We start from the raw sequence: 25,957 nt of genomic DNA on the forward strand, positions 1-25,957 counted from the left end.
CGACGGCAGCCAGCTTTCAGGGTGTGCTGCTGGCGGTCGGTGCCGGGGGTTCTTCCAGCGCTCCGTCGAGACGGTAGACGTCTTCCGGGCTCAGCAGTCCGGCCTGCTCTTTCAGGCGCAGAATGTCGATGATGTAGTCGTAACGACTGTTGGCGTAGTCACGCTCGGCGGCAAACAGGGTGTTCTGTGCGTTGAGTACGTCAACAACGTTACGCGTCCCGACTTCGTAACCCGCCTGAGTGGCATCCAGGGCGCTCTTCGAAGAGACGATGCTCTGCTTGCGCGCGGCGACCCGGGATACATCGGTCATCACTGTCATGTGCAGGGAGCGGGTGTTGGTCACCGTGTTGCGGGTCAGGTTGATGCGGTTCTCGCGGCTGGCGTTGAACTGTTCGGCGGCCTGGCGGCGATTGGCGCTGATGGCGCCGCCGCTGAACAGGGGTACCTGCAGGCTGATCTGCCACTGGTTCTGCTCGGTGTCGTTGTCCGGCGAGGTGTCGAACTCGGTGGAGGGGTTCCGGGTCAGGTCGCCCTCGGTGCTGTAGTCGGAGTAGGCGTAGCTACCCACCACCTTGGGAGCATGCCCGTACTTGTTCGCCTTGGCGGTATTGCGCGCCACTTCCTCGGCGTAGCGGGCGGCCTGCAATTGGAAATTGTTTTCCAGCGCGAAGTCTACCCAGGCGGCGCGGTCGGTGGGCTCGGGGTTCTTCACCTCGAAGTCTTCGGACAGCACGCTGAGGGTGTCGTGGTGCTGGCCGGTGAGTACCGACAGCTGCTCCAGCGCCACACGGACATTGTTCTCATCGACAATGCGATTCACCCTGGACAGGTCGAAGGCGGCCTGCGCTTCGTAGACATCGGTAATGGCGATCAGGCCCACCTCGAAGCGCTGCTGGGTCTGCTCCAGCTGGCGCTCAAAGGCGCGTTCTGCGGCCTGTGAGGCGGACAGGTTGTCCTGGGCGCGCAGTACACCGAGGTAGGCTTCCACCGTGCGCACGATCAGGTTCTGCTGGTTGGCGGCGAATGTGGCCTCCGCCTGCTTGGTGAATTCCTTGCCGGACTGGAAGGTAAACCACGCGGGCAGGTCAAAGATGGCCTGGTTCAGGGAGACCTGGTAGCCGTCGGTGGCGGTGTCGGTATTGGTGAAGGTGTCGATGCGGCCAAAGCCGCCGCTGTCGACGATACCGACACTCTCCGCGCTGCGATCCTGGTCGGAGTCGGTGTAGTCGTAGGTACCGTTGATCTGCGGCAGCAGGGCGGCGCGGCCCAGGTTTTCATTTTCGAGGTTGGCGCGGTACTGGGCCTGTTCAGCCTTCAGTTGGGCGTCGTTTTCCAGTGCGAGCTCGTAGATATCGCGCAGCGATTCAGCCTGGGCGGCCTGCACGCCAAGAAACATTGACAGCGCGAGCAGCGCAAGTCCGTTAGATTTCATGGATTTTCCCTGTGTCAAGCGGGTAAGCGCGTGGCAGTTTACCAGTGTGGCTGCGGTGGCGCATGTTAATACGCCGCAATAAAAGCCGCCGGCCAGCCGTCGAAAGTGCCATGGTAAGTGCTACACTCAGTAATCGTCCACGCAGGAGCGGACTATCTGTCGCGCTACAGCGTGTATTCGTCGCAGACGACTCCCCCGAGCCGGCTGTACATCCGGGTCGGCACTGAACCTGTGTGCCGAGTACAGCTGGGTGAAAAGACAGCAGTAACCCTGCAACAGCAAGCGGAGACAGTAATGAGCGTACAGCGGGCTCGCAAGCGGGCCTTCAAAATGGATCTCGTCAAACTGCATGCAGTTTGTGAAGCCAATTACGCCCGTCTGCTGCGCCTGTTCCCGGACTATGAACACAGCAACAGCCGGGAGTTCCATGTCGGCCCTGCGCGGGTGGTGCTGGAAGTGCTGGAGCGCAGCCGTTACACCACCTTCTTCCGGGTGCAGCAGTACCATGCCGACGACCGCTGGCTCGGCAGTCTGCGGGTAGAGGTGCGGGCCTATCACGATGCCGGCATGCTCGAGGTCGGCGCCTTCCAGTCCCATCGTCGCATCGCGGCCCGCTACGACTACCCCAATACCCACATGCTGCAACAGGACGAGAAGATCCAGCAGAACCACTTTCTCGCCGAGTGGCTGGAGCACTGTCTCGGCCACGGCCGCGTCGATACTGTCCACGTCGTTAACGGCTGACTCCGGACGCTGCGGCGCCATGACACATTTCCTTGCACAGCGACAGGACCTTCCACACGACGGCGGCACGGTTCGCATTTGTCAGTTCACCGATTGCCATCTCGCCGGCGAGCGCGGCGGCCGCCTGCTCGGTATGGATACGGATCATTCCATGCTGGCAGTGATCGAGCAGGCGCGTCGCGATGGTCGCCGGGCGGATCTGGTGGTGGCGACCGGCGATCTCGCCGATGGCGGCGCGCCTGCGGCCTACCTGCGCTTGCAGGCGGCGCTGCAGGCCTTCTGCCCGCGGCAGTTCTGGCTGCCGGGCAACCACGATGACTGCGCCGCGATGGCCGCGGTGCCGGGCAGTGAGGAGCTGCTGTGCGGAGATCTGCGCATCGGCAACTGGCAGATATTGCTACTCAATTCCCAGATACCCGGCGAGATCGGCGGCGAGATCGGCGCCGACCAGCTCGGCGCGCTGCAGCGCGCGCTGCAGTCCGCCGCTGACGACCGCTTGCACACCCTGGTCTGCCTGCATCACCAGCCGGTGCCCATCGGCTGTGACTGGCTGGATGAGCAGCGGGTGGCCGACGCCGACGCCCTGTTCGCCGTGGTGGAGCGCTTCCCCGGGGTGAAGGCCCTGCTGTGGGGACACGTCCACCAGGAGGTTGACCGCCGTCGCGGCGATCTGCGCCTGCTGTCATCGCCCTCCACCTGTGTGCAGTTCGCACCGGGCAGCGAGGACTTCCAGGCCGACGATCAGCCCCCCGGTTACCGCTGGCTGGAGCTGCACGAGGACGGCCGTCTCGACACCGGTGTCAGCCGGGTGCAGGGAGTGACCTTCGAGGTCAACCTGCAGCAACGCGGATATTTGAAACACTGACGCTGCACAGCCGTGGCCCTTGTGTACAATGGGCCGCATTCACATCGATGTAACCGCAGGCATGACCCAGTACACCTCTGAAGATATCGAAGTCCTCACCGGACTGGAGCCGGTGCGCAAGCGCCCCGGCATGTATACCGACACCACGCGCCCCAACCACCTGGCTCAGGAAGTCATCGACAACAGCGTCGACGAGGCCCTGGCGGGACACGCCGACCGTATCGACGTGGTGCTGCACCGGGATGGCAGCCTGTCGGTGGCCGACAACGGCCGCGGTATGCCGGTGGATATCCACCCGGAGCAGGGCAAGCCGGGGGTCGAGGTGATCCTTTCCACCCTGCACGCCGGCGGCAAGTTCTCCAACAAGAACTACCAGTTTAGCGGTGGCCTGCACGGGGTGGGCGTGTCGGTGGTGAACGCCCTGTCCAGCGAACTGGAGGTGACCATCCGTCGCGATGGCGGGGTCCACCGCATCGTGTTTGGCGGCGGCGAGAAGAAGTCCGACCTCGAGCAAATCGACACCTGCGGCAAGCGCAATACCGGTACCTCGGTGCGCTTTACTCCGGATGCGAAATACTTCGACTCGGTGAATTTCTCGGTGTCGCGCCTGCGCCACGTGCTGCGGGCCAAGGCGGTGCTGTGCCCCGGCCTGCGTATCACCTTCAAGGACGAGAAGAAGGGCGAGAGCGATGAGTGGTACTACGAGGACGGCCTCACCGACTACCTGGCCGACGCCACCATCGACTTCCCCTGCCTGCCGGAGCAGCCCTTCACCGGCAGTTTCAGCGGCTCCACCGAGGCGGTGGAATGGGCGCTACAGTGGCTGCCGGAGGGCGGCGAGGTGGTGGCCGAATCCTATGTCAACCTGATCCCCACGGCCCAGGGGGGGACCCACGTCAACGGCCTGCGCACCGGCCTGCTGGACGCCATGCGGGAGTTCTGCGAACTGCGCAGCCTGTTGCCCCGCGGCGTGAAACTGACCCCGGACGATATCTGGGAACGCTGCTGCTACGTGCTCTCCTCCAAACTCCAGGATCCGCAGTTCTCGGGCCAGACCAAGGAGCGCCTGTCCTCCCGCGAAGCGGCCGCCTTCGTCTCCGGTGTGGCCAAGGACGCCTTCAGCCTGTGGCTGAACCAGCACACGGAAGAGGCGGAGAAACTCGCCGAGCTGTGCATCAACAACGCCCAGCGCCGCCTGCGCTCGGCGAAGAAAGTCACCCGCAAAAAGGTCACCGCGGGCCCCGCCCTGCCGGGCAAGCTGGCGGACTGTTCCGGGGAAGACCCGAGCCGCGGCGAACTGTTCCTGGTGGAGGGCGACTCCGCCGGCGGCTCCGCCAAACAGGCGAGGGATCGCGAGTTCCAGGCCATCCTGCCCCTGCGCGGCAAGATCCTGAATACCTGGGAGGTGGATTCCCAGGAAATTCTCGCCTCCCAGGAGGTGCACAATATTTCAATCGCCCTGGGTATCGACCCGGCCTCGGACGACCTCTCTGGCCTGCGCTACCACAAGGTCTGCATTCTCGCCGATGCCGACTCCGACGGCCTGCACATCGCCACCCTGATCTGCGCCCTGTTCGTGCGCCACTTCCGCCCCCTGGTGGCGGCCGGACACGTGTTCGTGGCCATGCCGCCTTTGTACCGCATCGACGTCGGCAAGGAGGTGTACTACGCCCTCGACGAGGCGGAAAAGCAGGGCGTACTGGACCGCATCGAGGCGGAGAAGAAAAAGGGCAAGGTCAACGTACAGCGCTTCAAGGGTCTCGGCGAGATGAACCCCCTGCAGCTGCGGGAGACCACCATGGATCCGGACACCCGGCGCCTGGTGCGCCTGGTGCTGGACCCGGGCGACGATACCAACGCCATGCTCGACATGCTGCTGGCGAAGAAGCGCTCGCCGGATCGCAAGGCCTGGCTGGAAAGCAAGGGGGACCTGGCGGAGGTGCTGGCCTAGGGAGGCCGGCGAAAGCGAGGGCGCCCGTGTTACAGTGGGCGCCCCTGTCCCATCAACAAGCAGAGGTAGCGACCATGGGTATCAGACAGACTTTTGCAGGACTGGCCACCGGCCTCGGCCTGTTGCTGGCCGCCAGCACGGCGGCGGCGCAGTGGGAACTGGACAACGACAGCTCCAGCCTCAATTTCATCTCCATCAAGAACGATGCCGTGGCGGAAACCCACCGCTTCGGCTCCCTGGTCGGCTTTGTCGGCGCAGACGGGGCGGTTCAGCTGGGTATTGACCTGGCATCGGTTGATACCGGTATCGAGATTCGCGATCAGCGCATGCGTGAGATGCTGTTCGATACCGCCAAATTCACCACGGCCAATGTGACCGGCCAGGTCGACCCGGCGATTCTCTCTCAGGTTGAGCCGGGCACGGTGCTGTCCACCGACCTGGAAGTGAACCTGTCGCTGCACGGGGTGGAATCCAAAGTATCGGTACCGGTGGTAGTGATCGGTGAAAGCACCGGGCTGCTGCGGGTGATTACCGCCCGACCGGTATTGCTCAGTGCCAATAACTTCGACCTGCTCAAAGGTGTTGCCGCGCTGCAGGAAGTGGCCGGTCTCAACAGTATCAGCACGGCGGTGCCGGTCACCTTCCATCTGGTCTTCAAGCCCGCCAGTTCCTCCTGAGGGCCTTCGCCCTTGGCCCAGGCCGCCTTTCAGCACCATTTCGTTGAGCAGGGTGATATCACCCTGCACTGCGTCAGTGCGGGCCAGGGCCCGCTGGTGCTGCTGGCGCACGGTTTCCCCGGGCTCTGGTACAGCTGGCGTCACCAGTTGCCCGCGCTGGCAGAGGCGGGTTACCGGGCCGTGGCGCTGGACATGCGCGGCTACGGTGACAGCTCGCGCCCGCTGGACAGCGATGCTTACCGCTTCGATCACCTGGCCGCCGACCTGTTTGCGGTACAGGCCTGCTTCGGTCAGGACAGCGCTGTCCTCGTGGGGCACGACTTCGGCGCCAACCTGGCCTGGCACATGGGCCTGCACCATCCGCAGCGCATCAGTGCGATAGCGGCGCTGGCCTCGCCGCGCGGCATGCCGCTGGCCGGGGGTGGCGATGTTCGCCCGTCGGAACTGTTTGCCGGTGTCGCGGCGCAGCATTTCTTCCACATGCACTACTTCCAGCAGCCGGGGGTCGCCGAGGCGGATCTGGCTGGTTGTGAAGAAAGCTTCCTGCGGCGCCTGTTCTGGGCCCTCGGCGCCGAGGGGGACCTGCTCGACTGGACCCGCTATCCCAGCGGTGGCACCACCTATATGGATGTGCTGGCAGAACCGCCACGCGCCCTGCCCTGGGACTGGATGAGCGAGGCGGACTTCGCGACCTACCTGTCCGCCTATCTGTCGCAGCCGGGAGCGGCGGTGTTCGCCGGCGGCCTCAATTCCTACCGTGCGATGGATGCCAACTGGGGCAGGTTTCGGGAGCGCCTGTTCGAGCCGCTGCCCTGTCCCGCGTTGTTCATCGCCGGTGAAAGCGATCCGGTCATCAAACTCTGCCCGGATGATGTGTTCGAGCGCCAGCGCGAGCTGGTGCCGGATTTACGCGGTGATATTCGCATCCCCAGCGCCGGGCATTTCGTGCAGCAGGAGCAGCCGCAGGCGACCAACGCCGCGCTGCTGACCTTCCTGCGCTCCCTGTGAATTACTGGGCTCTGAATTACCTGGCTTCGAGTTCTCTCAGCAACTGCCCGTAGGCCGGGTTGCGCGGGTCGGTGGCCTGCAGCTGCCTGGCGTAGCGGAGGGCGGCTTCCCGCTTGCCCTGCTCCGCGCTGTAGTTGGCCAGCGCCAGCAGCACGTCCGGGTTCTGCGGCGCCTGCCGCAACAGCTTTTCCAGTTCTGTAATAGCCTGCTGCGGCTGACCGAGGTCGTGCAGGGCCACCGCGTAGACATAGCGCTGGCGGGTGCCGGTGGTTTCCAGCCGGGCGGCGCGGCCGAGGTAGTCCAGCGCCTGCTCGCCGTTGCCGGCGCGGGTCTCCAGCAGACCCAGGGCATACAGGGTGGGGCCGTTGTCCGGCGCGATGTCCAGCGCCTGCTGCAGTTGCTCCCTGGCCTCTTCGTCGCGTTGCTGGGCGCGCAGCAGGTCCGCCAGGTTGAGCCGTGCCGGCACCAGTTGCGGGTTCATTTCAATGGCCCCGCGGTAGGCCGCCTCGGCGCCGGGCAGGTCGCCGCGGCTGGCCAGGAAAATACCCAGCTGCATGCGGTTGCCGGGCATGTCGGCGTGTTGTTTGGCGATGCGCTGGTACTCCCCGAACAGTTGGCGCAGTGCCTCCACGTCCGCTTCGCGCAATTGGTCCAGGGGTACAGGAGCCAGTTGTTCTGCCACCGCCAGGCGCACGGATGTCACCTCGTCGCCGGCCAGTGGGCGCAGCAACTGGAAGCGCTGGGGCAGGGGCAGGGCGGACAGGGCATTGACCGCGCTGGTACGCAGCAACGGGTCGCTTGACGCCAGCAGGTCGCGAGCCACGCCAATCGCCTGGCGGTCGCCGGTCTGTCCCAGGCTTTCCAGCGCCGCGGCGCGCCAGATGGTCGCTGTGCCGCTATCCGTGGCGAGTTCCACCAGGCGCGGCACCGCCCGGGCGTCACCGGCGGCGGCGCCGGCAAAGGCCCGCGCCGGGTGCGTCCCGGTATCGCTGAAGTTCACCCCCCAGCCACGCAGCGCCTGCAGCGCCCACTCGTCATCGCGATCGCTGTGACAGGCGGTGCAGGCGTTGGGGGTATCCAGCATCACACTGAGATCGGGTCGCGGGATACGCATACTGTGATCGCGACGCGGGTCCACCACCATGTAAGTGGTCTCCGGCATGTGGCAATTGGCACACTGGGCGCCGCTGCTGCCGGCCGGGTGGTGGTGGTGTTCGGGTACATCGTAGGTGTCCGCTTTGTGGCACTGGGCGCAGACGCCATTGCCCTCGGCGCGCAGTTTGAGACTGTGTGGCTCGTGACAGTTGGAGCACACCACCCCCGCCTGGTGCATCTTGCTCTGGGTAAAGGAGCCGTAGACGTAGACCTCGTCGCGAATCTGGCCGTCGTGATAGTACAGCGGCGCGTGGGGCAGGCTCAGGCGGTGGGTGTCGGCCAGGCTGCGGCCGTAGTGATACTCCCCCAGGGTGCCGCGGCGGGCGTGGCAGCGGCCGCAGGTATCGATCTGGGTGTTGGCCGCCACCGGGCTTTGGCGCCGGGCGATGGCTTCGCCTGCGGGGAAGGCCCACTCGCCGCGCTGGGCGAGATCCATGGGGAAGCCGCCGTGGGCGCTGCCGGCCAGCTTGCCGGCCTCGGCCAGTTCGCGGTGCTGTTCACCGGGGCCGTGGCAGGCCTCGCAGCTGACGTTGACCTCGAAATAGCGGGTGTCGAAGCTGTTGTCACCGGCACTGTAGTTTTTTTGCAGGTCGGTGCTGTGGCACTCGGCGCAGCGGGTGTTCCAGTTCTGGTAGGGGCCGGTCCAGTGCAGGGGGTCGCTGTGATCGATGGTTTCATCCGGGTAGAGATGGAACCAGCGCTGGCCGCCCTCACTGGCGGGTCGGCTGTCCCAGGCGATGGAGAGCGCCTGCAGACGGCCGCGCGACAGCGGCAGCAGATACTGCTGCAGGGGGTATACACCAAATACGTAGGGCACCGGGAAGTCGGCCAATTTGCCGTCCTCGCCGTCGGTGCGCACGTAATATTCGCCGTCTTTGCGGAAGAAACGGGTGGTGACGCCGTTAAAGCTGAACTCGGCGTTATCGAAATTGCCGAGTACGGTCTTTTCGGTGGCCGGCTGCATGGCCAGGTCGTGATGGGAGCCCTGCCACGCCTCGAACTCGGCGGCGTGGCAGCTCTTACAGGCCTCGCCGCCGATAAAACCGGGGTGGTCCCGATCCCCGGCAGCGCACAGGGGGAAAGCCACAAGGGCCAAAAGCAAGGGGAGGAATCGGCCCACGGAAGGACTACCTGTTGCACAAAAGAGCTAGGCTAACTCAGGGGCCGGTGAATCCCAAGCTCAGGGGCCGGTGAATCCCAGCTACCGCGGCAGATGCCCGTGTCAGGAGGCCGGCGCCGACAGGGCCTGCAGGGCGCTGTCGGCACGCTTGGGCAAGGCGCTCTTCGCGTACTGCGGCCACAGGCGTTGGGCCAGCGCAGCCGGTGCCTCCTGTGCGCCACTGGCCAGCCAGCGCGCCAGTACCTCGTGTACCCGCCCGTAGTGAACGACCGGCGGCGCGGGTGTGGTGGCAAGCCACTGCGCCAGTGCATCGCCGCAGAGGGAGTGAATCACCCGGGCGTAGTCGAGTTGCAGCAGGGCTCTGGCGTTGGACAGCTGCTCCATCTGCCCGGCCAGGGGCTTGGTCAGCACCGGCTTGCGCCACTGCAGGCACTCGCTGATCAGCTCGAAACCGCTGTTGCAAATCACTCCACGACTGCTCGCCAGGTCGTGTTTGAAGGCGTTGATACTGGTGGGGTGCAGCAGCACATTGCCGCGCTCACATTCATCCAGCCCGGCGGCGTACTGGCGGAAACGCTGCTGCGGAAACTGCTGCAGCCAGCGGGTCACCTCGGCCTGGTCCTCAAAGGGTAGATAGACCAGTACGTGATCCGCCTGTGCACGGGGCAGATCCGGCAAATCCAGGATCGGCGGCAGCACGTTGCCGGCGTAGGGGTGCCAGTGCAGGCCCAGCGGTACATCCACCGGCGCGAAATGGCGCATGATAAAGCGCGACAGCGCATTGCCGCCGCTGGTCGGCGTGGTGTCGCCAAAGGCGTACTGGTGCCCGATGCCGATGGTGCGAATCCCCGCCAGGCGCCCGGCCCAGGCGGAGACTGGCTCGAAGTCGGTGACGATGGCATCGTAGGCGTCGAGATTGAGTGAGCGGGCGTCGCGCAGGAACTGGAACAGGTTGTTGCCCACGACGGTGTTCAGGTAGCTGATACCGCCGGCGCGGGTGGCGAAAGTCAGTCCGCGGCGGTGCTGGAAGCTGCCAAAGGGCTCCATGTCGAACAGGCGCTCGCAGGGGCGCCCGGTAAACAGCCAGTCCACCTCGATATCCAAACCCCGAAAGGCGCGCGCCATGGCCCTTGCACGGCTGATATGGCCCTGGCCGGTGGCCTGCACCCCGTACAGGATGCGCATCAGGTGGCACTCACCAGGGCAGGCCCAGCAGGGTGGCGGTAAGCAGGACGCAGGAAGTGCCCATGAAGGCCCCGGCGAGCGTATCGCCGGGGAAGTGCACCCCGAGCACGATACGGCTCAGGGCGACGCAGCTGGCCCACAGGTACATGGCGATCACCGGGCCGCCGTAGACAAGCACCAGCACGGTGGCCAGCAGGAAGGCGGCGGAGCTGTGTCCCGAGGGGAAACTGAACTGGTCCGAGGCGGTGATCAGGCTGCGAAAACCGGGTACTGCCTCCTGCGGACGGCGGCGCTTGAGGGTGTTTTTCAAGGACCAGTAGAGTGTGCGTTCGGTGGCCAGCGAGAGCGCCAGCAGGGTGCAGAACTGATCCAGATTGCGCGCGCCGAGCAGTCCCAGCAGCAGGGGAATCAGCAGGTGGAGGTAGCCGTCCCCCGAGCGAGAGAGTGCTCTCGCGAGGGGTCTGACCATGCGCCGTTCGCCCTGTCTGAAAACCCTGGCGAGCAGGCGTAATTCAAGCTCTTGCAGTGCGTTCATGGTGGCAATTGTCCGCCGCCTGCATGGCAGTTGCGTGACGGTATTGTGGCAATTGCATGACAATTGCAGGCCGTGCACCTGCCTCCAAGGTGTTATGGACAGCTTGTTGTTTCCTTCCCTATGATGGCGGCCAATGTGTGAAAACAGCCCCGCTGCATGATGGATTTGCGATGAAACTTGGCATTCTCAAAACCGACGCCGTGCGCCCCGAGTGGGTGCCGGGCTACGGTGAATACCCCGATATGTTCATGGCCCTGCTGGGGCGACTCGACCCGCAGCTGGAGTTTCGGGTGTGGGACGTGGAGGAAGGGGAGTATCCCGGCGACATCGACGAGGTCGATGCCTACCTCATCACCGGCAGCAAAAGCAGTGTCTACGACGACAAGCCCTGGATTGGCGTGCTGATGGACTTCGTGCGCGAACTCAACCGCCGCGAGAAGAAAATTGTCGGTATCTGCTTCGGCCATCAACTGGTGGCCCAGGCCCTCGGTGGCAAGGTGGAAAAATCCGACAGGGGCTGGGGCGTTGGCCTGCACACCCATACTTTTTCATCGCAACCCGACTGGCACGACAAGTCCGGGCCCGGCTTTGACGTGCTGGTCAGCCACCAGGACCAGGTAGTGCAGAATGCGGTGGGCGCCGAGGTGCTGGCGGGCTCGGACTTTTGCGAGAATGCGGTCTGCCAGGTGGGCGACCACATCCTCACTTTCCAGGGCCACCCGGAGTTTGTGCCCGGCTATTCGCGGGAGATCATGGAATACCGCCGCGAGCAGATTGGTGAGTCGGTCTATGCCAGCGGTGTCGCCTCGCTGGCAAAAGAACCCGAGAGCGAGCGCATTGGTCGCTGGATCCTGAACTTCCTCCGCAGCTGAGTGGTGCCGGCTGTTGTGGCTGGCTAGCGGCTGCGGGCCTGCATGGCGTCCAGGTAGTCGTCCAGTTCCTGGTCGTTGGCGAACACCGCCATATCCGGCAGTGCCTTGAGGATTTCGAAAACCTTCTCTATATGCGGCTTGCGGTGGCTCGCCGCCAGTCGCTGGCCGGCTTCGCGGGCCTGTTTGGCAGCTTTGAAAATAACTCGGAGGCCAGCGGAGCTGATGTAGTCCAGATCGCGCATGTCCAGCACGTTCACCTGCAGCCCGCTGGCCAGTACCTGCTGTAGTTCCTGCTCGAAGGCGGGGGCGGTATCGGTGTTGAGGGCGCCAGCCAGGTAGAGCCTGGCCACGGAGCGATCCGGATCCGTGACGAGTCGGGTGTCGAGTTTCATGAGCGGGTTCCTGTGCTGTCTTCGGTTGTTATCAGGGAGCGATCCAGCTCCAGGCAATTCTCATCGCCCTCCCGACGATAGTGCTGCCGGTCGGTCAACTGCTCAATCAAGTGTACTCCAAGGCCGCCGATTTCGGCATGGTCGATATCGGCGCCCAGTGCCGCGCGGCGCCCGTCCTGCAGGGGGTTGAAGGCCCTGCCGGCATCGCGCACCGTCAAGCGGACCGTCTCGTCGTCGATGGTCAGTGCCACGCTCACCGTATCCTGCTCTCCGAGCCCGCTGTACTTGTAGATATTGGTGATCACCTCTTCCAGCACCAGCTGCAGTTCGCTGTGTGCTTCCGGCGCCAGTTGCGGACCCAGCACCGCCACCAGCCAATCGAGGCTGGCCGCAATGACATCCGGGGTCAGGTGGAAACTGCGCTGGTGGCCGCGCTGGTTTGTCGGGCGCGGCACTTCCAGTAGCAGCAGGGTAATGTCGTCGGACTGTGCGACGCCCTCGGCAAAGTGACTGATTGCTTCGATCAGACCCTGGCCGGCCTCGGCGAGGGACTGCCCGGCGCAGCTATCCAGCCACGCCGCAAGGCGCCCGGTGCCGAACATCTCTCCCGCGCTGTTGAAGGCCTCGTCGACACCGTCGGTGTAGAGGACCAGGCGATCGCCCGGTGACAGTTGCAGGACGTTGTCGGGGAAGGCCTGGTCGCGCGCCAGCCCGGTGGCCGGGCCACTCTCCTGCAGCGGGCAGATGCTGCGCCCCTCGTGCAGCAGCAGCGGCGGTGGATGACCGGCACTGGCGTAGCGCAGTTCCAGACTGTCGAGGTCGAGCACCGCCAGAACCAGGGTGACGAACATGCAGTTGCTGTTGCGCTCCACCAGGGCGTTGTTGAGCTCCGCCAGTTTCTGCCCGGGGCTGCGGTTGCCGGGGTGCTGCAGGTGGCTGAGGCTCCGGGCCATGAACAGCGCCGCCGGTACGCCCTTGTCGGATACATCGCCGACGGCGAAAAACAGCTTGCGACCCTGCAGGCTGTAGGTGAACAGGTCGCCGCCGACGGTGCGCGCCGATTCCACCGTCGCCCACAGCAGGAAATCCGCACAGTGCTCGCTGGCGCGGCCGCTCTGCGGCAGCATCGCCATCTGGATATCGCGCGCTGCCGACAGCTCGCCCTCCATCCGGCTGCGGTTGGCGGTGGCCTGTTCCAGGTCGCTGATGTGCCGCTTCAGCTCCTCCTTCATGTGGCCAAAGGACTGCACCAGGCGCGCCACTTCGTCGCCGCCCCTGGCCTGCGGCAGGGGGGTGTCCAGGTGGCCCTCGCCGAGCTGGTCGGCGGACAGGGCCAGCGCGCTCAGTGGCCGGGTAATGCGGCGGGTTAGCAGGTTCACCACCACCGCCATTACGGCCAGGCAGAGCAGGCCCAGGGCAATCACCTTGTACTCGTAGGCGCGCAGTTCCGCCAGTACGTCCCGCTCAGAGTAGATGACCCCCAGCACCCAGCCACTGTGCTGCAGGCGGGTCATGTGAATAATGCAGGGGCCTGCGACCACCGCGCAGTCGCTGTGGCGGGCGGTGTGCTTGCCGGGTTCGGCCTCGTTCACCATGTCGAGCCAGAATTGCTGGCGCTGCGATTCCGGCAGCACCTCCTGCCAGGGTCGCATTTCCACGGTATCGGCGTCGGAGGACATGACCAGCCCCTCGCGGCTGACCAGAAAGCCGATGCCGTGCTGGCCGAGTTCCAGTCGTTTCAGGTAGCGGTGCAGTTCTTCCAGCGTCAGGTCGGCGGTAACGATTGCATAGAGACGTTGGTCGCCCTGATCATCGGTAGTGAACGCCGGCACCGAGAAGGTCGTCATGTAGATCTCGGCGCCACCGGCGTCGAAATAGGGCTCTACCCAGCGCGGTTCGCCGCTGCTGGCGGCGTCGTCGAACCAGGGGCGCTGCCAGTAGGGGACAGGCCCCTCGGTAAGGTCGGAATAGGCCACGCCGCCGCCCTGCTTGAAGTAGTAGGGGGCGAAGCCATTCGGGTGGGCGGATTGACCGCGGGCCAGGGCGATGGTGGCGCCAAATACATCGTCGTGGTGCAGCACCGCTTCCTGCAGCAGCTGGGCGATCTCCTCCTCACTGCCCTGTCGGCGCGCCAGTATGCCGGCGATAAACCGGGTATTGCCCTCGATGCCGCGCAGCAGGCGTTCCAGGTCCTGCACGACATCCACCACCGTGAGCCGGGAGTCGACACGCAAGCGCTCCAGGATTTCCTCCCGGGACAGGCGGTAGTCCACCAGCAGGGCGATGGCGATGATGGTGCTCGCCGACAGGGTCAGCGACAGAATCAGGCGGGAAGCGATACTGGCTGTCACGTTCCCGCCCCGGTATCCCTTACCAGCTACCGGTATTTTCCATCGAGGCCCAGGGCTCTGCCGGTGGCAGGTGCTCACCCTCCTGCAGCAGTTCAATGGAGATGCCATCGGGGGAGCGGACAAATGCCATGTGGCCGTCCCGTGGCGGGCGGTTGATGGTGACGCCGTTGTCCATCAGGTGCTGGCAGAGGTCGTAGATGTTTTCCACGCGGTAGGCCAGGTGGCCGAAGTTGCGGCCGCCGCTGTACTCTTCAGGGTCCCAGTTGTAGGTCAGCTCCACCAGCGGGGCTTTCTTTTCCCGGGCCATTTCGGCATCGGCGGGCGCGGCGAGAAAGACCAGCGTGAAGCGGCCGCCCTCGTTGTCCCAGCGGTCCACTTCCACCAGGCCCAGTTTATTGCAGTAAAAGTCGAGTGACTGATCCAGGTCGCTCACGCGCACCATGGTGTGCAGGTATCTCATGGCATTGGCATCCGGTTAGCGGCAGATGCGGCCATGGTAGGTGCCCGCCCCTGCCGAGGCAAGGGCGGAGCGGGGTGCTGGCGCGTGTCAGCCCTGCCTGCGGGCGGCCGCCTGTTGCCCGGCCAGGCGGCCGGAGAAGGTGGCGTCGCCGACCGACATGCCGCTGGCATAGCCCTCGGCGCGGCGCACCACGCCACAGGCGGTGCGGCCGGCGGCGTACAGGCCCGGGATCACATCGCGCTGTTCGTTGACCACTTCCCCGGTGGGCAGGGTGTCGAGGCCGCCGAGGGTGAAGTGGGGCACAAAGGCGCCGCGGCCGGGGGTGAGATCGAGGGCCACCAGGGGCGCCTCCAGCGGTTGCAGCCATTTGGCGGATTTGTGGTACTGGGTATCCTCGCCGGCCAGGCAGTCCTCGTTGTACGTTGCCAGGGTGTGTACCAGTGACCCCCGGCGCAGGCCCAGTTCCTCTTCCAGTTCTTCCACCGTCTCCCCGGTACCGGCGACCGGGGCGCCCAGGTAGCTGGCGGTTTCGTAATCGGCGTACTGCTCTACGGTGAGGATCAGGTAGATGCGATCGGATTGCTGGCGCAGCACGAAGTCGCCGAGGCGGCCGTGGTAGACGTCTTCGTTGATGAAGCGCTGGCCCTTGTCGTTGATGGCAATGCCGTAGGTCATGCTGGCAGGTGGATAGAAAGGCAGGCTGATAAAGCCCTCGTGCATGTTGATGGCGGCGCCGCCCACCGAGATACCCATCTGGATACCGCTGCCGGTATCGCCGGGGTTGCCGATGGCTTCGGTGCCCCGGGTCAGCTTGGGCGCGTGCTTGGCCACCATTTCGCGGTTCATCACGAAGCCGCCGGCGCAGAGGATCACACCGCCGCGGGCGCGCACATTCAGTTCCTGCTGGTTTTCGCGCACCACCAGGCCCACCACTTCATCGCTGTCGTCAACGATCAGGGTCAGGGCGCGAGCCTCGTAGTGCACCTCGATGTTGTCGCGCTTTTCCACGTTCTCGGTGACGATCTTCATGAACAGCGGGCCGCCGTGGTCGCCCTCCACATAGAGGTTGTGGCCGCGCGGGCAGGGCTTGGCCACGGTATTGAAGGGGTAGGCTTTCTCGTTGCCGGTGTAGAGCAGGCCGTCGTCGGTGAGGCACATGATGGCGCGCTCGTCGAGGAAGCTGTCCTTGAAGGGGACGCCGATGGACACCAGCCAGTCGAAGTGCTCGGCGCTGCGCTCGCAGTAATTGCGAATCTTGGCCTCGTCCGCCTGCGGCCCGGCGCAGGCCATCATGAACTGGAACATGTCCTCCGTGCTGTCTTCGAAGCCGCTGGCTTTCTGCACCCGGGTGCCGCCGTTGCCGCCCATGTAGATTTCCGCACTGGACATGGCGGTGGAGCCGCCGCTGGCGCTGGCCAGTTCGAAAATCGTGACCTGGGCACCGGCATCGGCGGCCTCGATGGCAGCACAGCCACCGGCGCCGCCGAAGCCGACGATGGCGACATCGGTTTCCAGGTCCCAGTGGGCGACATCGCGAGCGTGGCGGGGCTGGCTGGGGTTGGTCTTGCTGGCTACTGCCATGGCTGGTTTCCTGAAATTGAGGTGATCGTTATCGAGTGAGGGCAAATTAAAACCAGCCATCGCCGCCCTTACAACGCGGCATCCCGCGGCCGGGGTCAATATGTTGTACGCGCCCGGGCTTTTTCCCTGCGCGCTTCACTCTGGTTTAACTGCGTAACCCTTGTCGCAGGGCGGTGGGCCTGCGTTACAATCCCCGCCTTTTTGCACGAGTGACTCCGCCATGTGGTTCAAGAATCTGCGGGCCTACCGCCTGACCAGCCCTTTCGATCTGTCCGCCGAAAAGCTCGAGGAGCAGATGTCCCGGCACGCCTTCCAGCCCTGCACCCCGGCACAGCCCCTGGCACTGGGCTGGGCGCCGCCCCTGGGCGGGGAAACCGAGACGCTGGTGCACGCGGTCAACGGCCGTTTTCTGCTGCGACTGAAGCGGGAAGAAAAAATCCTGCCCTCCAGCGTGGTCAAGGAGATGCTGGAGGAGAAGGTCGAGATCATCGAGAACGAACAGGGGCGCAAGGTCTACCGCAAGGAGCGCCTGACCCTGAAGGACGAGATTGTGCAGGACTGCCTGCCCCGGGCCTTCAGCCGCAGCGGCGCTGTGTACGCCTACATCGACACCCGCAGCAGCTGGGTGTTCGTCGATGCCGCCACCGCCACCCGCGCCGAGGAACTGCTGAACCTGCTGCGCGAGTGTATCGGTAGCTTCCCGGTGGTATTGCCCCAGGTCAACAACGCCCCCACTGCGACCATGACCGGCTGGTTGGCCCACCAGAGCCTGCCGGCCGACTTCGCCCTGGGTGAGGAGTGCGAACTGCGCGAGCCCGGCGACGAGGGCGGCGTAGTGCGCTGTCGCGGCGTCGATCTGCTCGGTGAAGAGGTGGAGACCCACCTCAACGCCGGCAAGCTGGTGGCGCGCCTGTCCCTGAGCTGGGAAGAGCGCCTGTCGCTGGTGATTGCCGAGGACCTCTGCCTGCGGCGCCTGAAATTCTCCGAGGAACTGCTGAAGGAGAACGAGGATCTGCCCGAGGCCGATCGCGCCGCCAAACTGGATGCCGATTTCGTGCTGATGTCCGAAGCGATCAGCGCCCTGCAGGAGCGCGTAATCGCCCTGTTCGGCGGCGAGGCGGAATAGGCTTCAGGGTCTGCGGCTCAGGGGGTCACCGCCAGGTGGTGCTGTATCACCCGCACGCTCTGGCCCTCCTGCAGGCGCTCGGCGCCGCGAATCACCACCGGCTCGCCGGCCTTGAGATCGCCGCTCACGGCGATTGAGGTGCCGCGGCCGGCGCCGGGCACCACCGGCACCTTGCGCGCGGTATTGTCGGCATCGACGGTGTAGACGAACACCTCGCGGTCGCGCAGCACCAGGGCGTCCCGCGGGACCCGCAGGGCGCTGAAGCGCTCCGATTCCGGCAACTCCACGGTCACCGCCTCGCCGATCAGCCAGGGACTGTCGCTGAGTGACAGGCGCAGTTCCATCATGCGCGAGCGGGCATCGCCCACCGGCACCAGGCCGCGAATGCGGGCTTCAGCGCGACTCTCTGGGGATTCCACCTGTACGGTTTCCCCGGCGCGATTGTGGCGGGCCACCTTGAGCGGGGCGTTGACGCTGATTTCGAGCCGTTGGGTGTCCACCAGGCGCAGCAGGGGGCTGCCGGTTTCCAGGTATTCGCCCTCGGCGGCGCTGCGCTCGGCCACCACTCCGGAGAAGGGCGCAACCACCTGGCTGCGTTCGAGATCGTAGCGGCTGCGCTCCAGCGCCACTTCGGCAATTTTGCGCTCCTGTTCCAGCATCGCCAGTTGCGACTCCACCTGGTCCAGTTCCGAGCGGGCCATATTGTTCTGTGCCGCCAGGCTTTGCAGGCGCTCGATCTGGCGCTGGTGGTAGGCAATATCCGCGTCCAGTCGCGCAATTTGTGCACTGTGGTTGCGCTGGGCCAGTTGCAGCAGGTGATCGTCGACCCTCGCCACCGGTTTGCCCTGCTCCACAAAATCACCGACTTCGGCGATCCAGGTCAGGCGCCCGGCCACTTCGGCGGACAGGGCCGCGTCGCGGGTCGAGATCACGGTGCCCGGCAGCCTGACCACGGCGGCGGCTTCGCCCTCGGAGACGTTGGCCAGTTCCACCACTGCTTCGGGGGGCTGGGCGCGCGCGCCAGCGCAGAGGACGAGCAGGGCCAGCAGCAATGGCAGGGAGATGGTATGCAGTCGTTTCACAGTCAGTTTCCTCGCTCAGGCGACGGATTTGAGGGGGTGGCGCGCAGGACCCTGGCCCTCGCTGACCACCCGCGCCCCGGTTTCGCCCATGCGCAGGAAGCAGGGCAGCAGGAGCAGGGTAAACAGGGTGCTAACGCACATGCCGCCGACGATTACCGCCGCCAGGCCGCGGTAGATCACGCTGCCGGCGCCGGGCATCAGCAGCAGGGGCAACATGCCGAAGATACTGGTGAGCGTGCTCATGAAGATCGGCCGCAGGCGGGTCTGCAGTGCCTGCTCCACCGCGTGGTGGCGGCTGACGCCCTCGCGCTCGGCGCTGCGGGTCTGGTGCACCAGCAGGATGGCGTTGTTGACCACCAGTCCCAGCAGAATGACAAAGCCGATCATGGTCAGCAGGTCCAGGGGCTGGAAGGTGAACAGGTTCAGGATGCGCATGGCCGCGATGCCGCCGGCCATCGCCAGGGGCATGGCCAGCACCACCAGCAGGCTGTCCTTCATCGAGCGGAACAGGGCCGCCATCAGCAGGAACAGCACCACCAGTGCCAGGGCGAAGTTGCTGCCCATGCTCTTGATGGCGCGGGTCAGGGCGTTGGCGCTGCCGCCGTAGAGGATGTTGCCGTCGGCGGGCAGGGCGGCCTTGAGGTCCGGCTCGACCTCCCGCTGCAGGGTGTCGAGTACATGTTCCAGCGACATGTCTTCCGGCGGGCGCACATTCAGGCTGATGGTGCGGCGGCTGTCGATGCGCCGCAGCTGGCTGGGACCCACGGTGCGCTGGATGTCCACCAGTTCCGCCAGCGGCACGACATTGCCGGCCGGGGTGGCCAGGGGCAGGGAAGCCAGTTGCTCCGGGGAGTCCCAGGGCTGTGCCCGCAGGATCACATCCATGCGCTTCTCGCCATTGAAGTGCTCGCCCACGTAGAGGCCATCGCCCACGGCGCGGACCAGGGTGCCCATGTCGGCGCGCGACCAGCCGGCCTCGGCGATCTTGCGGTCGTTGGGGGCCAACTGCAGTTCCGGCTCCGACTGCTGCAGGTCGGGACTTACCCGCACGACGGCCTGCGGCAGTACCTCGCGCAGGCGCTGCTCGCCGAGGGCGGCGGCTTTGGCCAGCGCCTCGCGGTCCCGCGACTGCAGGTGCAGGGAGACCTCGCGGTCGCCGCCGAAGCCGCCGAACAGGTTGCCCTGGCTGGCAAAGTGCTGCAGGTCCGGCAGGTCGGCAAAGATCTCCTCGTTGATGATTTTCTCCAGCTCCTTGACCCGGGACTGGTCCTGCACCCGGGCGCCCATGGCGCCGCCACCGTTCCAGGTGAGGATGTAGTAGTTCTTCAGGGCCGGCTGGCGCTCGCCGCTCATGAAGGGCGCCATGCGCGCATCCAGCACCTTGATAACCTCGTCGGCAATGGTCTGCTCGGACATGCCGGCCGGCACCTGGAAGTAGGCGTCCACCGCGTCGCGTTTGACCGGCGGCAGGTAATCCATTTCCGGCAGCAGGGTGTAGCTGGCTGCCAGCGGCACGGTGATCAGCACCGCGGCCAGTGCCCAGCGCTTGCGCGCTGTGCTGGTAAGGCGCATTACGGTGCTGGCAATACGCAGCCACAGGCCGCGGTTGTGGTCCTGCAGCGCGCCAGTTGGCAGCCACAGTCTGGCCGCCAGCGGCAGGATGGTCACCGCGACCAGCAGCGACACCACCACAGCGATGGCAATGGTGATGGCGAGATCGCTGAACAGCTGTCCCTCCACTTCGCGCATGAAAATCACCGGCAGGAAGATGGCCACCGTGGTGGCGGTGGAGGCGAGCAGGGCGCCCCACACCTGGCCGGTGCCCTGCAGTGAGGCCTGTTCGGTGTCCACGCCTTTTTCCCGCAGCCGTACGATGTTTTCCAGCACCACGATGGCGGCATCCAGCACCATGCCAACGGCGAAGGCCAGCCCGGCGAGGGAGATCACGTTGAGGGTGCGGCCGGTGAGCTTGAGCATGATGAAGGTGGCCAGCAGTGACACCGGGATGGCGATTGCCACTACGAGGGTGGCGCGGAAGCGGCGCAGGAACCACCAGAGAATGCCCACCGCCAGCAGGATACCGAGGGCGATATTGCTGCCCACCAGGCCGATGGCGCGATTGATGAAGACGGAGGCGTCAAAGCTCTGGGCCATGGTCAGGCCGCGCTCGGCCACCGGGCCGGCGTTCAGTTCCTCGACCTTCGCCTTGACCGCATTGAGGGTCTGCAGGGCGTTGGCGCTGTTTTCCTTGTCGATGCGGATAGAGATGGCCGGGTTGCCATTCTGGGTGTTGGTCAGCACCCGGTCGCCGCGGGTAATGCGGATGTCGGCGATGTCGCCGATGCGTATGGGCCGCCCGTCGCGCCAGTCCAGCACAAAGGCCTTCAGTTCCTCGGGCTCGTAGCGGCCGGTGAAGCGCAGGGTGTACTGGCGCCGGCCCACTTCCACAAAGCCGCCGCTGACATCGTTGGCCCGACCCAGTTGTGCGGCCACATCGGTGAGGGGAATGCCGAGCTGGGCGGCGCGGTAGGGATCGAACAGGATTTCCAGTTGCTGCTCGTCACTCTGGCCGTTCTGGGACGCACTGACACGGGCCACCCCGGGCACCGCTTCGATGGCGGGGCGAATCACGTCCTCCACGAAGGGCATGTAATCGTAGATGCTGCCCCCGGTGCCGGGCAGCACCTGCAGGAAAAAGAAAGTGAGGGCTGGGGTGTCGCCGTTGCCACCGCCGAGCATGATGACCGGCTGGGTGGCGTCCCGCGGCAGCGGGTCGAGGCGGTTCATGCGTGATATCACATCCAGCAGAGTGCGCTGCATGTCGGTTTCCAGGCCGAATTCCAGCTCGACCCAGGCATTTCCGGCGTTGGCGTAGGCCCCCATTTCTGTCAGGCCGGGCAGGCCCTGCAGCACCGATTCGATCGGCTCGATGATCTCCGACTCCACTTCCCGCGGCGACGCGGCGCGCCAGCTGGTCTGGATGCTGATACGGGGGTTTTCAATATCGGGGAACAACTGCACCGGCAACTGGGTCAGGCTCCACAGCCCGAAGAACAGGATGACGGCCACGGCCACCGCGACGCCGGCCGGGTTTTTCAGTGAGCTGGCTGTGAGATTCACCTGTTTCCCTGCCGCATGTTATGACTATGGGGGCGGACGATAGCAGCGCTTGCGACCGCTGTACGCAATACTGCGGCAGGGTGGTGGTGGGCCGCGATGAACGGCGGGAAGACGGGCGCGCAGTGGCGCCCGGGGTGGCGGCGAGGCGCCCTCAGCCGTCGATAAGGTGTTTGACCTTGTCGCGGTAGCTGCGGCTCACCTTGAGCTGGTTGCCGGCTTCGAGGGTCAGCAGGTACTCGCCGTTGTTGAGGGTCTGGGCGCGCAGGATGCCGTTGGCGTTGACGATGGTGGAGCGGTGCACACGCAGAAACTGCTCGGGATTGAGCTGGGCTTCCAGCTGCTTCATGGTGATGCGCATGATGTGCGTCTTGCCGGCGGCGTGAATGCACATGTAGTCGCCGGCGGCGTCCACCCACTGGATATCAGCCACCCTGATGAACTCGATATCGCAGCCGTCCTTGATGGACAGTTTTTCCGGCCACTGCTTGCCGTTGCCGTTCTCTTCGATAGAGCCCGCGCTGGCGCCGCTCAAGCCCATCACCAGCTTCAGCAGCTTCTCTTTTTCGCGCACCGAGTCCTGCTGGGCGCGGTGGGTGAGGGCGCGGCTGACGGCTTCTTGCAGGCGCTCCTCGTCGATGGGCTTGAGCACGTAGTCCACGGCGTGGATGCGGAAGGCGTCCACTGCATACTGGTCGAAGGCGGTGACGAAGACCACCATCGGCATATTGTCGGATTGCATCTCCTCCACCACCGCGAAACCATCCATGCCCGGCATCTGGATATCCAGGAAAATGAGATCCGGGTTGTGCTCTGCGATGGCCGCCAGCGCCTGCTGCCCGTTGGCGCATTCCGCCACGATCTCCACCTCGGGGATGTTGGCCAGGCGCAGCGACAGGCCGCGGCGGGCGAGGTTTTCATCGTCGACGATAATGGTGCTGAGGGCGTTCATGGGGCTTTGGCCTCCCGTTCCAGGGGTATGCGAATGTTGATGGTCAGTCCGTGGGGCTCGGTGGTGCTGAGGCGAAAGCTCTGGTGCTCGCCGTAAATTTCCTTCAGCCGTTCGCGGCAGTTGGCCAGGCCGACACCGCCGCCCTTGGGCAGGCGGCCGTTGCGCAGGTCCAGGCCCGGTCCGTCATCGGCCACGGACAATAGCAGATCGCCGCCGAACGCCCGGGCGCTGATGGCGATGGCGCCGCCGTTGATGGCCTGGGCGATGGCGTACTTGATGGAGTTTTCCACCAGTGGCTGCAGCAGCAGGCTGGGCATCAGCGCCGTCTCGGCACTCGCTTCCACGTCGAAGTGTAGCTCCAGCCGCTCCTCGAAGCGCACTTTCTCGATGTCCAGATAGAGGCGCAGGGCATCCATTTCCTGGGCCACGGTAACCTTCTGCATCGGGTCGTTGTCCAGCGAGTAGCGCAGAAAACGCGACAGGCGGGTGACCATGGTGTTGGCCAGCGTGGTGTTCTGGTCCAGGATCAGGGTCGAGATGGCGTTCAGGGTGTTGAACAGGAAGTGGGGGTTCAACTGGTAGCGCAGCATCTTCAACTGGGCCTGGTGGGCCATGTTCATGGCTTTTAGCCAGCGCTCCTTTTCCTCCTGCGACTGCAGGTAGTACTTGATGCCGAAGTAGAGGGCGCTCCACACCAGCATCACCCAGAAGGCGGAAATGCCGCCGTCGAAGTAGGAGTACCAGGCCATGCCGTGTTCTTCGTAGGCCTTGCGCTCCTCGGGGAACACTTCGTAGAAAATGGCGGCGCGACAGGCCATCCACAAAAGGCCCGCGGTATAGGAGCCGAGCACGATGGCAAATACCCGTCGCGCGATAGGCATTTCCCACATGGAGCGGTAGAGCGCGCGCAGGCCGAGAGTGAGGCACATGCCGATGGCACTGATCAGTGGCAGGTACCAGTGGTAGTTTTCGCTGGGCACCTTGCCCCAGAACAGAACGCCCAGGTAAAAGGTGAACGCCCAGCCACTCCAGCCGACGGCCTGCAGTGTCCAGAAAAGGTAGCGCTTGTTGTTGGTGATCTGATCAAAGAGCATTGGCGCATTATAGGGCCAAACGCGGCGATTTCGGCGCTGTTGGTCGCAGCCGGGTGGCATTTGGGCGCATTTTTACGGTGCCCGGGATTTAGAGGTCCAGATCTGGCCGGCCATTTGTACGGCCGACCCTGGTGGTATAGGGCCTGAACCGCTTTTTGAGGTGGCTGAGTTTGCCGAAAAGAAAGCCGCGGTCGGCGTAGACAAAGGCGTTGGCCCGGTCGAAACGGCGGATTGGCGCCTTCAGGGCTCTGACCAGGTCGCGCCGCCCGAGGGAGTGGGCGAACAGGATATTGTCGATGAAATACGCCTGGTCCTGACTGGACGTAATCACGAGTTTGCGAATGTCTTTCTCTGTAATCCGGCGGGGAAAGGGGCCGGTTTTGCCGATACATTCCAGTGCAATCATGGTGCGAAGACACTTCCCGCAGCGCCCGCAGTTCTCCGTGCTACTGCGCCAGCACACGTGCAGCAGGTCGAGCAGCTGCGGGTATGCGCATACCTGCGCGATTTTTTCCGAGCGCTTGAACTGGGCGCCAACATGTTCGAACTGTGTGGCGCCGTTGGTCCACAGGTGGTCGAGGATGAGGTGCGAACCGTTCGGCTGCAGATCGTCAAAGGACCTCGACGACGGAATCAGGACACTGTGCACTCCCAGCAGGCTTGCGGCTGCTGCAAGGTAGCCGCTGTTCCAGAAATCCCTGGCAACGCCGGTCCTCTGGCCCCATTCCATCTGATTGGTGTAAACGCTGACGCCGGGCAGTCCGAGTACCTGCAGGATAGCCTGGTTGCGCGACTCCGCCACAGCGAGTTCCGGGCCCGAGAAACTGAAATCATACCCGCCGATGAACAGCGTTGAATCGACCCGGCTTTGATTGGTTAACAGGCAGTGAATGGAATCGATGCCACCGGAAAAGCAGCTTATACAGCCCGCTGTGCCAGGGTCCGGATCAGTCAGCGAGGCGTGGATTTCAACCGGCTTGAATTGCCGGTTCCAATGGTGGAAAACCTTCTGGATGGTGTGGAGGTTGTCGACAAGGTGGCGAGAGACAGGGTACTCATCGGCGACGACTATATCCTCGTTTCGCAGCATGGAACCCGCCAGGGCCATGATCAGGAAGCTGTCAGCGATGGTTGTCGGCAGGGCATTGCGGCTTACGGGTACATCGAACCAGAGTTCATCGTCGCCGGGACTCGCTGCAACCCTGCTGCGCCCGGGCGTAACTTCGTCGATGCTGATGTGTTCAATACGCATGGGAACTCATAGACCGGACACAGTCGCTGGTGCTCTGCTTCACTCTATTCAGCGGCCGGAGCGGTGGCAACCAGGTTGTGGAGGAAGTCCTCGAAGATTGCGTCCTCTGCCTTCATCGGCCCGACAGACCATGCCGGTTCCTGATCGCCATCCTGCAACTGCCAGTGGCCCGGGCACGCTTCTATTGCCCAGGCGGCATAGGTGTAGCTGATCTCGGCAACCAGGGGCCTGGTGTCCTGGTAGAGGAAATCCAGGGCAAGCGATTGCGTGCCCAGTTTACGGGCTACATGAAAGGCCTGCTTTATCAGGTCGCCGGGGATCTCCCGCGGGTTCCAGTCGATCTTGCCGCTGCCACTGGCGCGAAAATCGCCGTCCCGGTTGAAGCGCCGGAAGCCAAACGCGCGGTTTCCGATCACGGTAACGCGGGTATCAAAAGCGTTGCCCGGCAGGTATTCCTGCGCGTAAAAATACCCGCCTTGTAAACCGTGGCGAAAAGGGTAGTTCAAAAGGCTTTTCACGGCCCCGGCCCGGTGCCCGATCAGCCTTCTGAGCCGTCCGCGTGGTTGTTCAAATGAATAGACTCCAGGGCCGAAGAGGTTGTCAACCAGCCGGTTGGCCTCCCCCCGACTCTTCAGCATGACAACATTGCTGGACTGGTACCCGGAACTCAGTTTGGCAACCAGGGGAAATTCTGCCCGGCGGATGAAATCCAGAGCGGATTCCCGTTCGTGAAATATGAAATTGGCGGGCGTTGGAATTCCCGCCGCCTCGAGCAGGCAGGATTGTGCAAGCTTGTTCTCGAAGTGCCACATGCTGGCGTAGCTGGGAAAAACGGGAATCCCCGCACCGTGCTCAATGGCCGGGATGATATCCGCGGCGATAGCTCTTTCACCGGCACTGAAACCAAAGCGCCACATGAAGCCGTCGCACTCCCTGACCAGCGACAGAAAGTCCTGCTGTTGATGGTGCACGGATACAACGTCGAGCTCCCGTTCGCGGGCGAGTT

At 64.5% G+C, this 25,957-nt stretch carries 21 protein-coding genes; 7 read left to right on the forward strand and 14 right to left on the reverse strand.

The window, feature by feature from the left end; all coding sequences use genetic code 11:
• Positions 1-16: 16 nt before the first annotated feature.
• Complete coding sequence (locus FVW59_RS08485) at positions 17-1,432, reverse strand: TolC family outer membrane protein (protein ID WP_148063819.1); 1,416 nt, start codon at positions 1,430-1,432, stop codon at positions 17-19.
• 294 nt (positions 1,433-1,726) lie between these two features.
• Between FVW59_RS08485 and FVW59_RS08490 the strand changes: the two genes are divergently transcribed.
• The 5 genes from FVW59_RS08490 (at position 1,727) to FVW59_RS08510 (ending at position 6,677) form a co-directional block, all read left to right on the forward strand.
• A complete protein-coding gene (locus FVW59_RS08490; RefSeq protein ID WP_148063820.1) occupies positions 1,727-2,176 on the forward strand; it encodes a DUF1249 domain-containing protein in 450 nt (149 codons plus the stop codon).
• A 19-nt stretch (positions 2,177-2,195) separates the two neighbouring features.
• Positions 2,196-3,041 (forward strand): 3',5'-cyclic-AMP phosphodiesterase, encoded by an 846-nt coding sequence (gene cpdA / locus FVW59_RS08495; RefSeq protein WP_148063821.1) that lies wholly within the window; start codon positions 2,196-2,198, stop codon positions 3,039-3,041.
• 61 nt (positions 3,042-3,102) lie between these two features.
• Positions 3,103-4,992 carry a DNA topoisomerase IV subunit B gene (parE, locus tag FVW59_RS08500; protein WP_148064042.1) on the forward strand — a complete coding sequence of 630 codons (1,890 nt, stop codon included), beginning with the start codon at positions 3,103-3,105 and terminating at the stop codon, positions 4,990-4,992.
• Between the two features lie 74 nt (positions 4,993-5,066).
• Positions 5,067-5,669, forward strand: coding sequence for a YceI family protein (locus tag FVW59_RS08505; protein ID WP_148063822.1), 603 nt, complete (start codon positions 5,067-5,069; stop codon positions 5,667-5,669).
• A 12-nt stretch (positions 5,670-5,681) separates the two neighbouring features.
• A complete protein-coding gene (locus FVW59_RS08510; RefSeq protein WP_148063823.1) occupies positions 5,682-6,677 on the forward strand; it encodes an alpha/beta fold hydrolase in 996 nt (331 codons plus the stop codon).
• 16 nt (positions 6,678-6,693) lie between these two features.
• Here the strand turns inward: FVW59_RS08510 and FVW59_RS08515 are convergent, their stop codons facing one another.
• The 3 genes from FVW59_RS08515 to FVW59_RS08525 form a co-directional block, all read right to left on the reverse strand.
• Positions 6,694-8,952, reverse strand: coding sequence for a tetratricopeptide repeat protein (locus FVW59_RS08515; protein ID WP_246139680.1), 2,259 nt, complete (start codon positions 8,950-8,952; stop codon positions 6,694-6,696).
• Positions 8,953-9,054: 102 nt separating this feature from the next.
• Positions 9,055-10,137 (reverse strand): glycosyltransferase family protein, encoded by a 1,083-nt coding sequence (locus tag FVW59_RS08520; RefSeq protein ID WP_148063824.1) that lies wholly within the window; start codon positions 10,135-10,137, stop codon positions 9,055-9,057.
• 10 nt (positions 10,138-10,147) lie between these two features.
• Positions 10,148-10,606, reverse strand: a complete 459-nt coding sequence (locus tag FVW59_RS08525) for a phosphatase PAP2 family protein (RefSeq protein ID WP_148063825.1) — start codon at positions 10,604-10,606, stop codon at positions 10,148-10,150.
• Between the two features lie 236 nt (positions 10,607-10,842).
• Here FVW59_RS08525 and FVW59_RS08530 point away from each other — a divergent pair, with 236 nt between their 5' ends.
• Positions 10,843-11,544 carry a glutamine amidotransferase-related protein gene (locus tag FVW59_RS08530; RefSeq protein ID WP_148063826.1) on the forward strand — a complete coding sequence of 234 codons (702 nt, stop codon included), beginning with the start codon at positions 10,843-10,845 and terminating at the stop codon, positions 11,542-11,544.
• A 23-nt stretch (positions 11,545-11,567) separates the two neighbouring features.
• On the opposite strand, the gene FVW59_RS08535 is transcribed toward FVW59_RS08530, so the two are convergent.
• The 4 genes from FVW59_RS08535 to FVW59_RS08550 all read right to left on the reverse strand — a co-directional run bounded on the left by FVW59_RS08535 (position 11,568) and on the right by FVW59_RS08550 (position 16,328).
• Positions 11,568-11,936 carry an STAS domain-containing protein gene (locus FVW59_RS08535; protein WP_148063827.1) on the reverse strand — a complete coding sequence of 123 codons (369 nt, stop codon included), beginning with the start codon at positions 11,934-11,936 and terminating at the stop codon, positions 11,568-11,570.
• Positions 11,933-14,287, reverse strand: coding sequence for a SpoIIE family protein phosphatase (locus tag FVW59_RS08540; protein WP_187275820.1), 2,355 nt, complete (start codon positions 14,285-14,287; stop codon positions 11,933-11,935). The genes FVW59_RS08535 and FVW59_RS08540 overlap by 4 nt, the downstream gene beginning before the upstream one ends.
• Positions 14,288-14,306: 19 nt before the next feature.
• Complete coding sequence (locus FVW59_RS08545; protein WP_148063829.1) at positions 14,307-14,747, reverse strand: VOC family protein; 441 nt, start codon at positions 14,745-14,747, stop codon at positions 14,307-14,309.
• An 87-nt stretch (positions 14,748-14,834) separates the two neighbouring features.
• A complete protein-coding gene (locus FVW59_RS08550) occupies positions 14,835-16,328 on the reverse strand; it encodes an FAD-dependent oxidoreductase (RefSeq protein WP_148063830.1) in 1,494 nt (497 codons plus the stop codon).
• Between the two features lie 220 nt (positions 16,329-16,548).
• Here FVW59_RS08550 and rdgC point away from each other — a divergent pair, with 220 nt between their 5' ends.
• Positions 16,549-17,454, forward strand: coding sequence for a recombination-associated protein RdgC (rdgC, locus tag FVW59_RS08555; RefSeq protein WP_148063831.1), 906 nt, complete (start codon positions 16,549-16,551; stop codon positions 17,452-17,454).
• Positions 17,455-17,471: 17 nt separating this feature from the next.
• On the opposite strand, the gene FVW59_RS08560 is transcribed toward rdgC, so the two are convergent.
• The 6 genes from FVW59_RS08560 to FVW59_RS08585 all read right to left on the reverse strand — a co-directional run bounded on the left by FVW59_RS08560 (position 17,472) and on the right by FVW59_RS08585 (position 25,868).
• Complete coding sequence (locus FVW59_RS08560; RefSeq protein ID WP_187275821.1) at positions 17,472-18,536, reverse strand: efflux RND transporter periplasmic adaptor subunit; 1,065 nt, start codon at positions 18,534-18,536, stop codon at positions 17,472-17,474.
• A 15-nt stretch (positions 18,537-18,551) separates the two neighbouring features.
• On the reverse strand, positions 18,552-21,656 hold the full coding sequence (locus FVW59_RS08565; RefSeq protein WP_148063833.1) for an efflux RND transporter permease subunit: 3,105 nt from the start codon (positions 21,654-21,656) through the stop codon (positions 18,552-18,554).
• Between the two features lie 151 nt (positions 21,657-21,807).
• The gene (locus FVW59_RS08570) at positions 21,808-22,605 is read right to left on the reverse strand and encodes a LytR/AlgR family response regulator transcription factor (RefSeq protein WP_148063834.1); all 798 of its coding nucleotides are present in this window, start codon (positions 22,603-22,605) and stop codon (positions 21,808-21,810) included.
• Positions 22,602-23,699, reverse strand: coding sequence for a sensor histidine kinase (locus FVW59_RS08575; RefSeq protein WP_148063835.1), 1,098 nt, complete (start codon positions 23,697-23,699; stop codon positions 22,602-22,604). Before FVW59_RS08575 ends, FVW59_RS08570 begins: the two co-directional genes overlap by 4 nt.
• Before the next feature lie 88 nt (positions 23,700-23,787).
• Positions 23,788-24,951: a hypothetical protein gene (locus FVW59_RS08580; RefSeq protein WP_148063836.1), complete on the reverse strand. Its 1,164-nt coding sequence runs from the start codon at positions 24,949-24,951 to the stop codon at positions 23,788-23,790.
• A gap of 44 nt (positions 24,952-24,995) precedes the next feature.
• The gene (locus tag FVW59_RS08585) at positions 24,996-25,868 is read right to left on the reverse strand and encodes an ATP-grasp domain-containing protein (protein ID WP_148063837.1); all 873 of its coding nucleotides are present in this window, start codon (positions 25,866-25,868) and stop codon (positions 24,996-24,998) included.
• Positions 25,869-25,957: the final 89 nt, after the last annotated feature.

It is taken from the genome of Parahaliea aestuarii (assembly GCF_008064635.1).
Classification (GTDB): domain Bacteria; phylum Pseudomonadota; class Gammaproteobacteria; order Pseudomonadales; family Halieaceae; genus Parahaliea; species Parahaliea aestuarii.

Bases quoted from the DNA above. Each gene is read 5' to 3' on its own strand.
- FVW59_RS08485 (WP_148063819.1), bottom strand. From the start codon at position 1,432: ATGAAATCTAACGGACTTGCGCTGCTCGCGCTGTCAATGTTTCTTGGC.
- FVW59_RS08490 (WP_148063820.1), top strand. From the start codon at position 1,727: ATGAGCGTACAGCGGGCTCGCAAGCGGGCCTTCAAAATGGATCTCGTC.
- cpdA (WP_148063821.1), top strand. From the start codon at position 2,196: ATGACACATTTCCTTGCACAGCGACAGGACCTTCCACACGACGGCGGC.
- parE (WP_148064042.1), top strand. From the start codon at position 3,103: ATGACCCAGTACACCTCTGAAGATATCGAAGTCCTCACCGGACTGGAG.
- FVW59_RS08505 (WP_148063822.1), top strand. From the start codon at position 5,067: ATGGGTATCAGACAGACTTTTGCAGGACTGGCCACCGGCCTCGGCCTG.
- FVW59_RS08520 (WP_148063824.1), bottom strand. From the start codon at position 10,137: ATGCGCATCCTGTACGGGGTGCAGGCCACCGGCCAGGGCCATATCAGC.
- FVW59_RS08525 (WP_148063825.1), bottom strand. From the start codon at position 10,606: ATGGTCAGACCCCTCGCGAGAGCACTCTCTCGCTCGGGGGACGGCTAC.
- FVW59_RS08530 (WP_148063826.1), top strand. From the start codon at position 10,843: ATGAAACTTGGCATTCTCAAAACCGACGCCGTGCGCCCCGAGTGGGTG.
- FVW59_RS08535 (WP_148063827.1), bottom strand. From the start codon at position 11,936: ATGAAACTCGACACCCGACTCGTCACGGATCCGGATCGCTCCGTGGCC.
- FVW59_RS08545 (WP_148063829.1), bottom strand. From the start codon at position 14,747: ATGAGATACCTGCACACCATGGTGCGCGTGAGCGACCTGGATCAGTCA.
- FVW59_RS08550 (WP_148063830.1), bottom strand. From the start codon at position 16,328: ATGGCAGTAGCCAGCAAGACCAACCCCAGCCAGCCCCGCCACGCTCGC.
- rdgC (WP_148063831.1), top strand. From the start codon at position 16,549: ATGTGGTTCAAGAATCTGCGGGCCTACCGCCTGACCAGCCCTTTCGAT.
- FVW59_RS08570 (WP_148063834.1), bottom strand. From the start codon at position 22,605: ATGAACGCCCTCAGCACCATTATCGTCGACGATGAAAACCTCGCCCGC.
- FVW59_RS08575 (WP_148063835.1), bottom strand. From the start codon at position 23,699: ATGCTCTTTGATCAGATCACCAACAACAAGCGCTACCTTTTCTGGACA.
- FVW59_RS08580 (WP_148063836.1), bottom strand. From the start codon at position 24,951: ATGCGTATTGAACACATCAGCATCGACGAAGTTACGCCCGGGCGCAGC.
- FVW59_RS08585 (WP_148063837.1), bottom strand. From the start codon at position 25,868: ATGTGGCGCTTTGGTTTCAGTGCCGGTGAAAGAGCTATCGCCGCGGAT.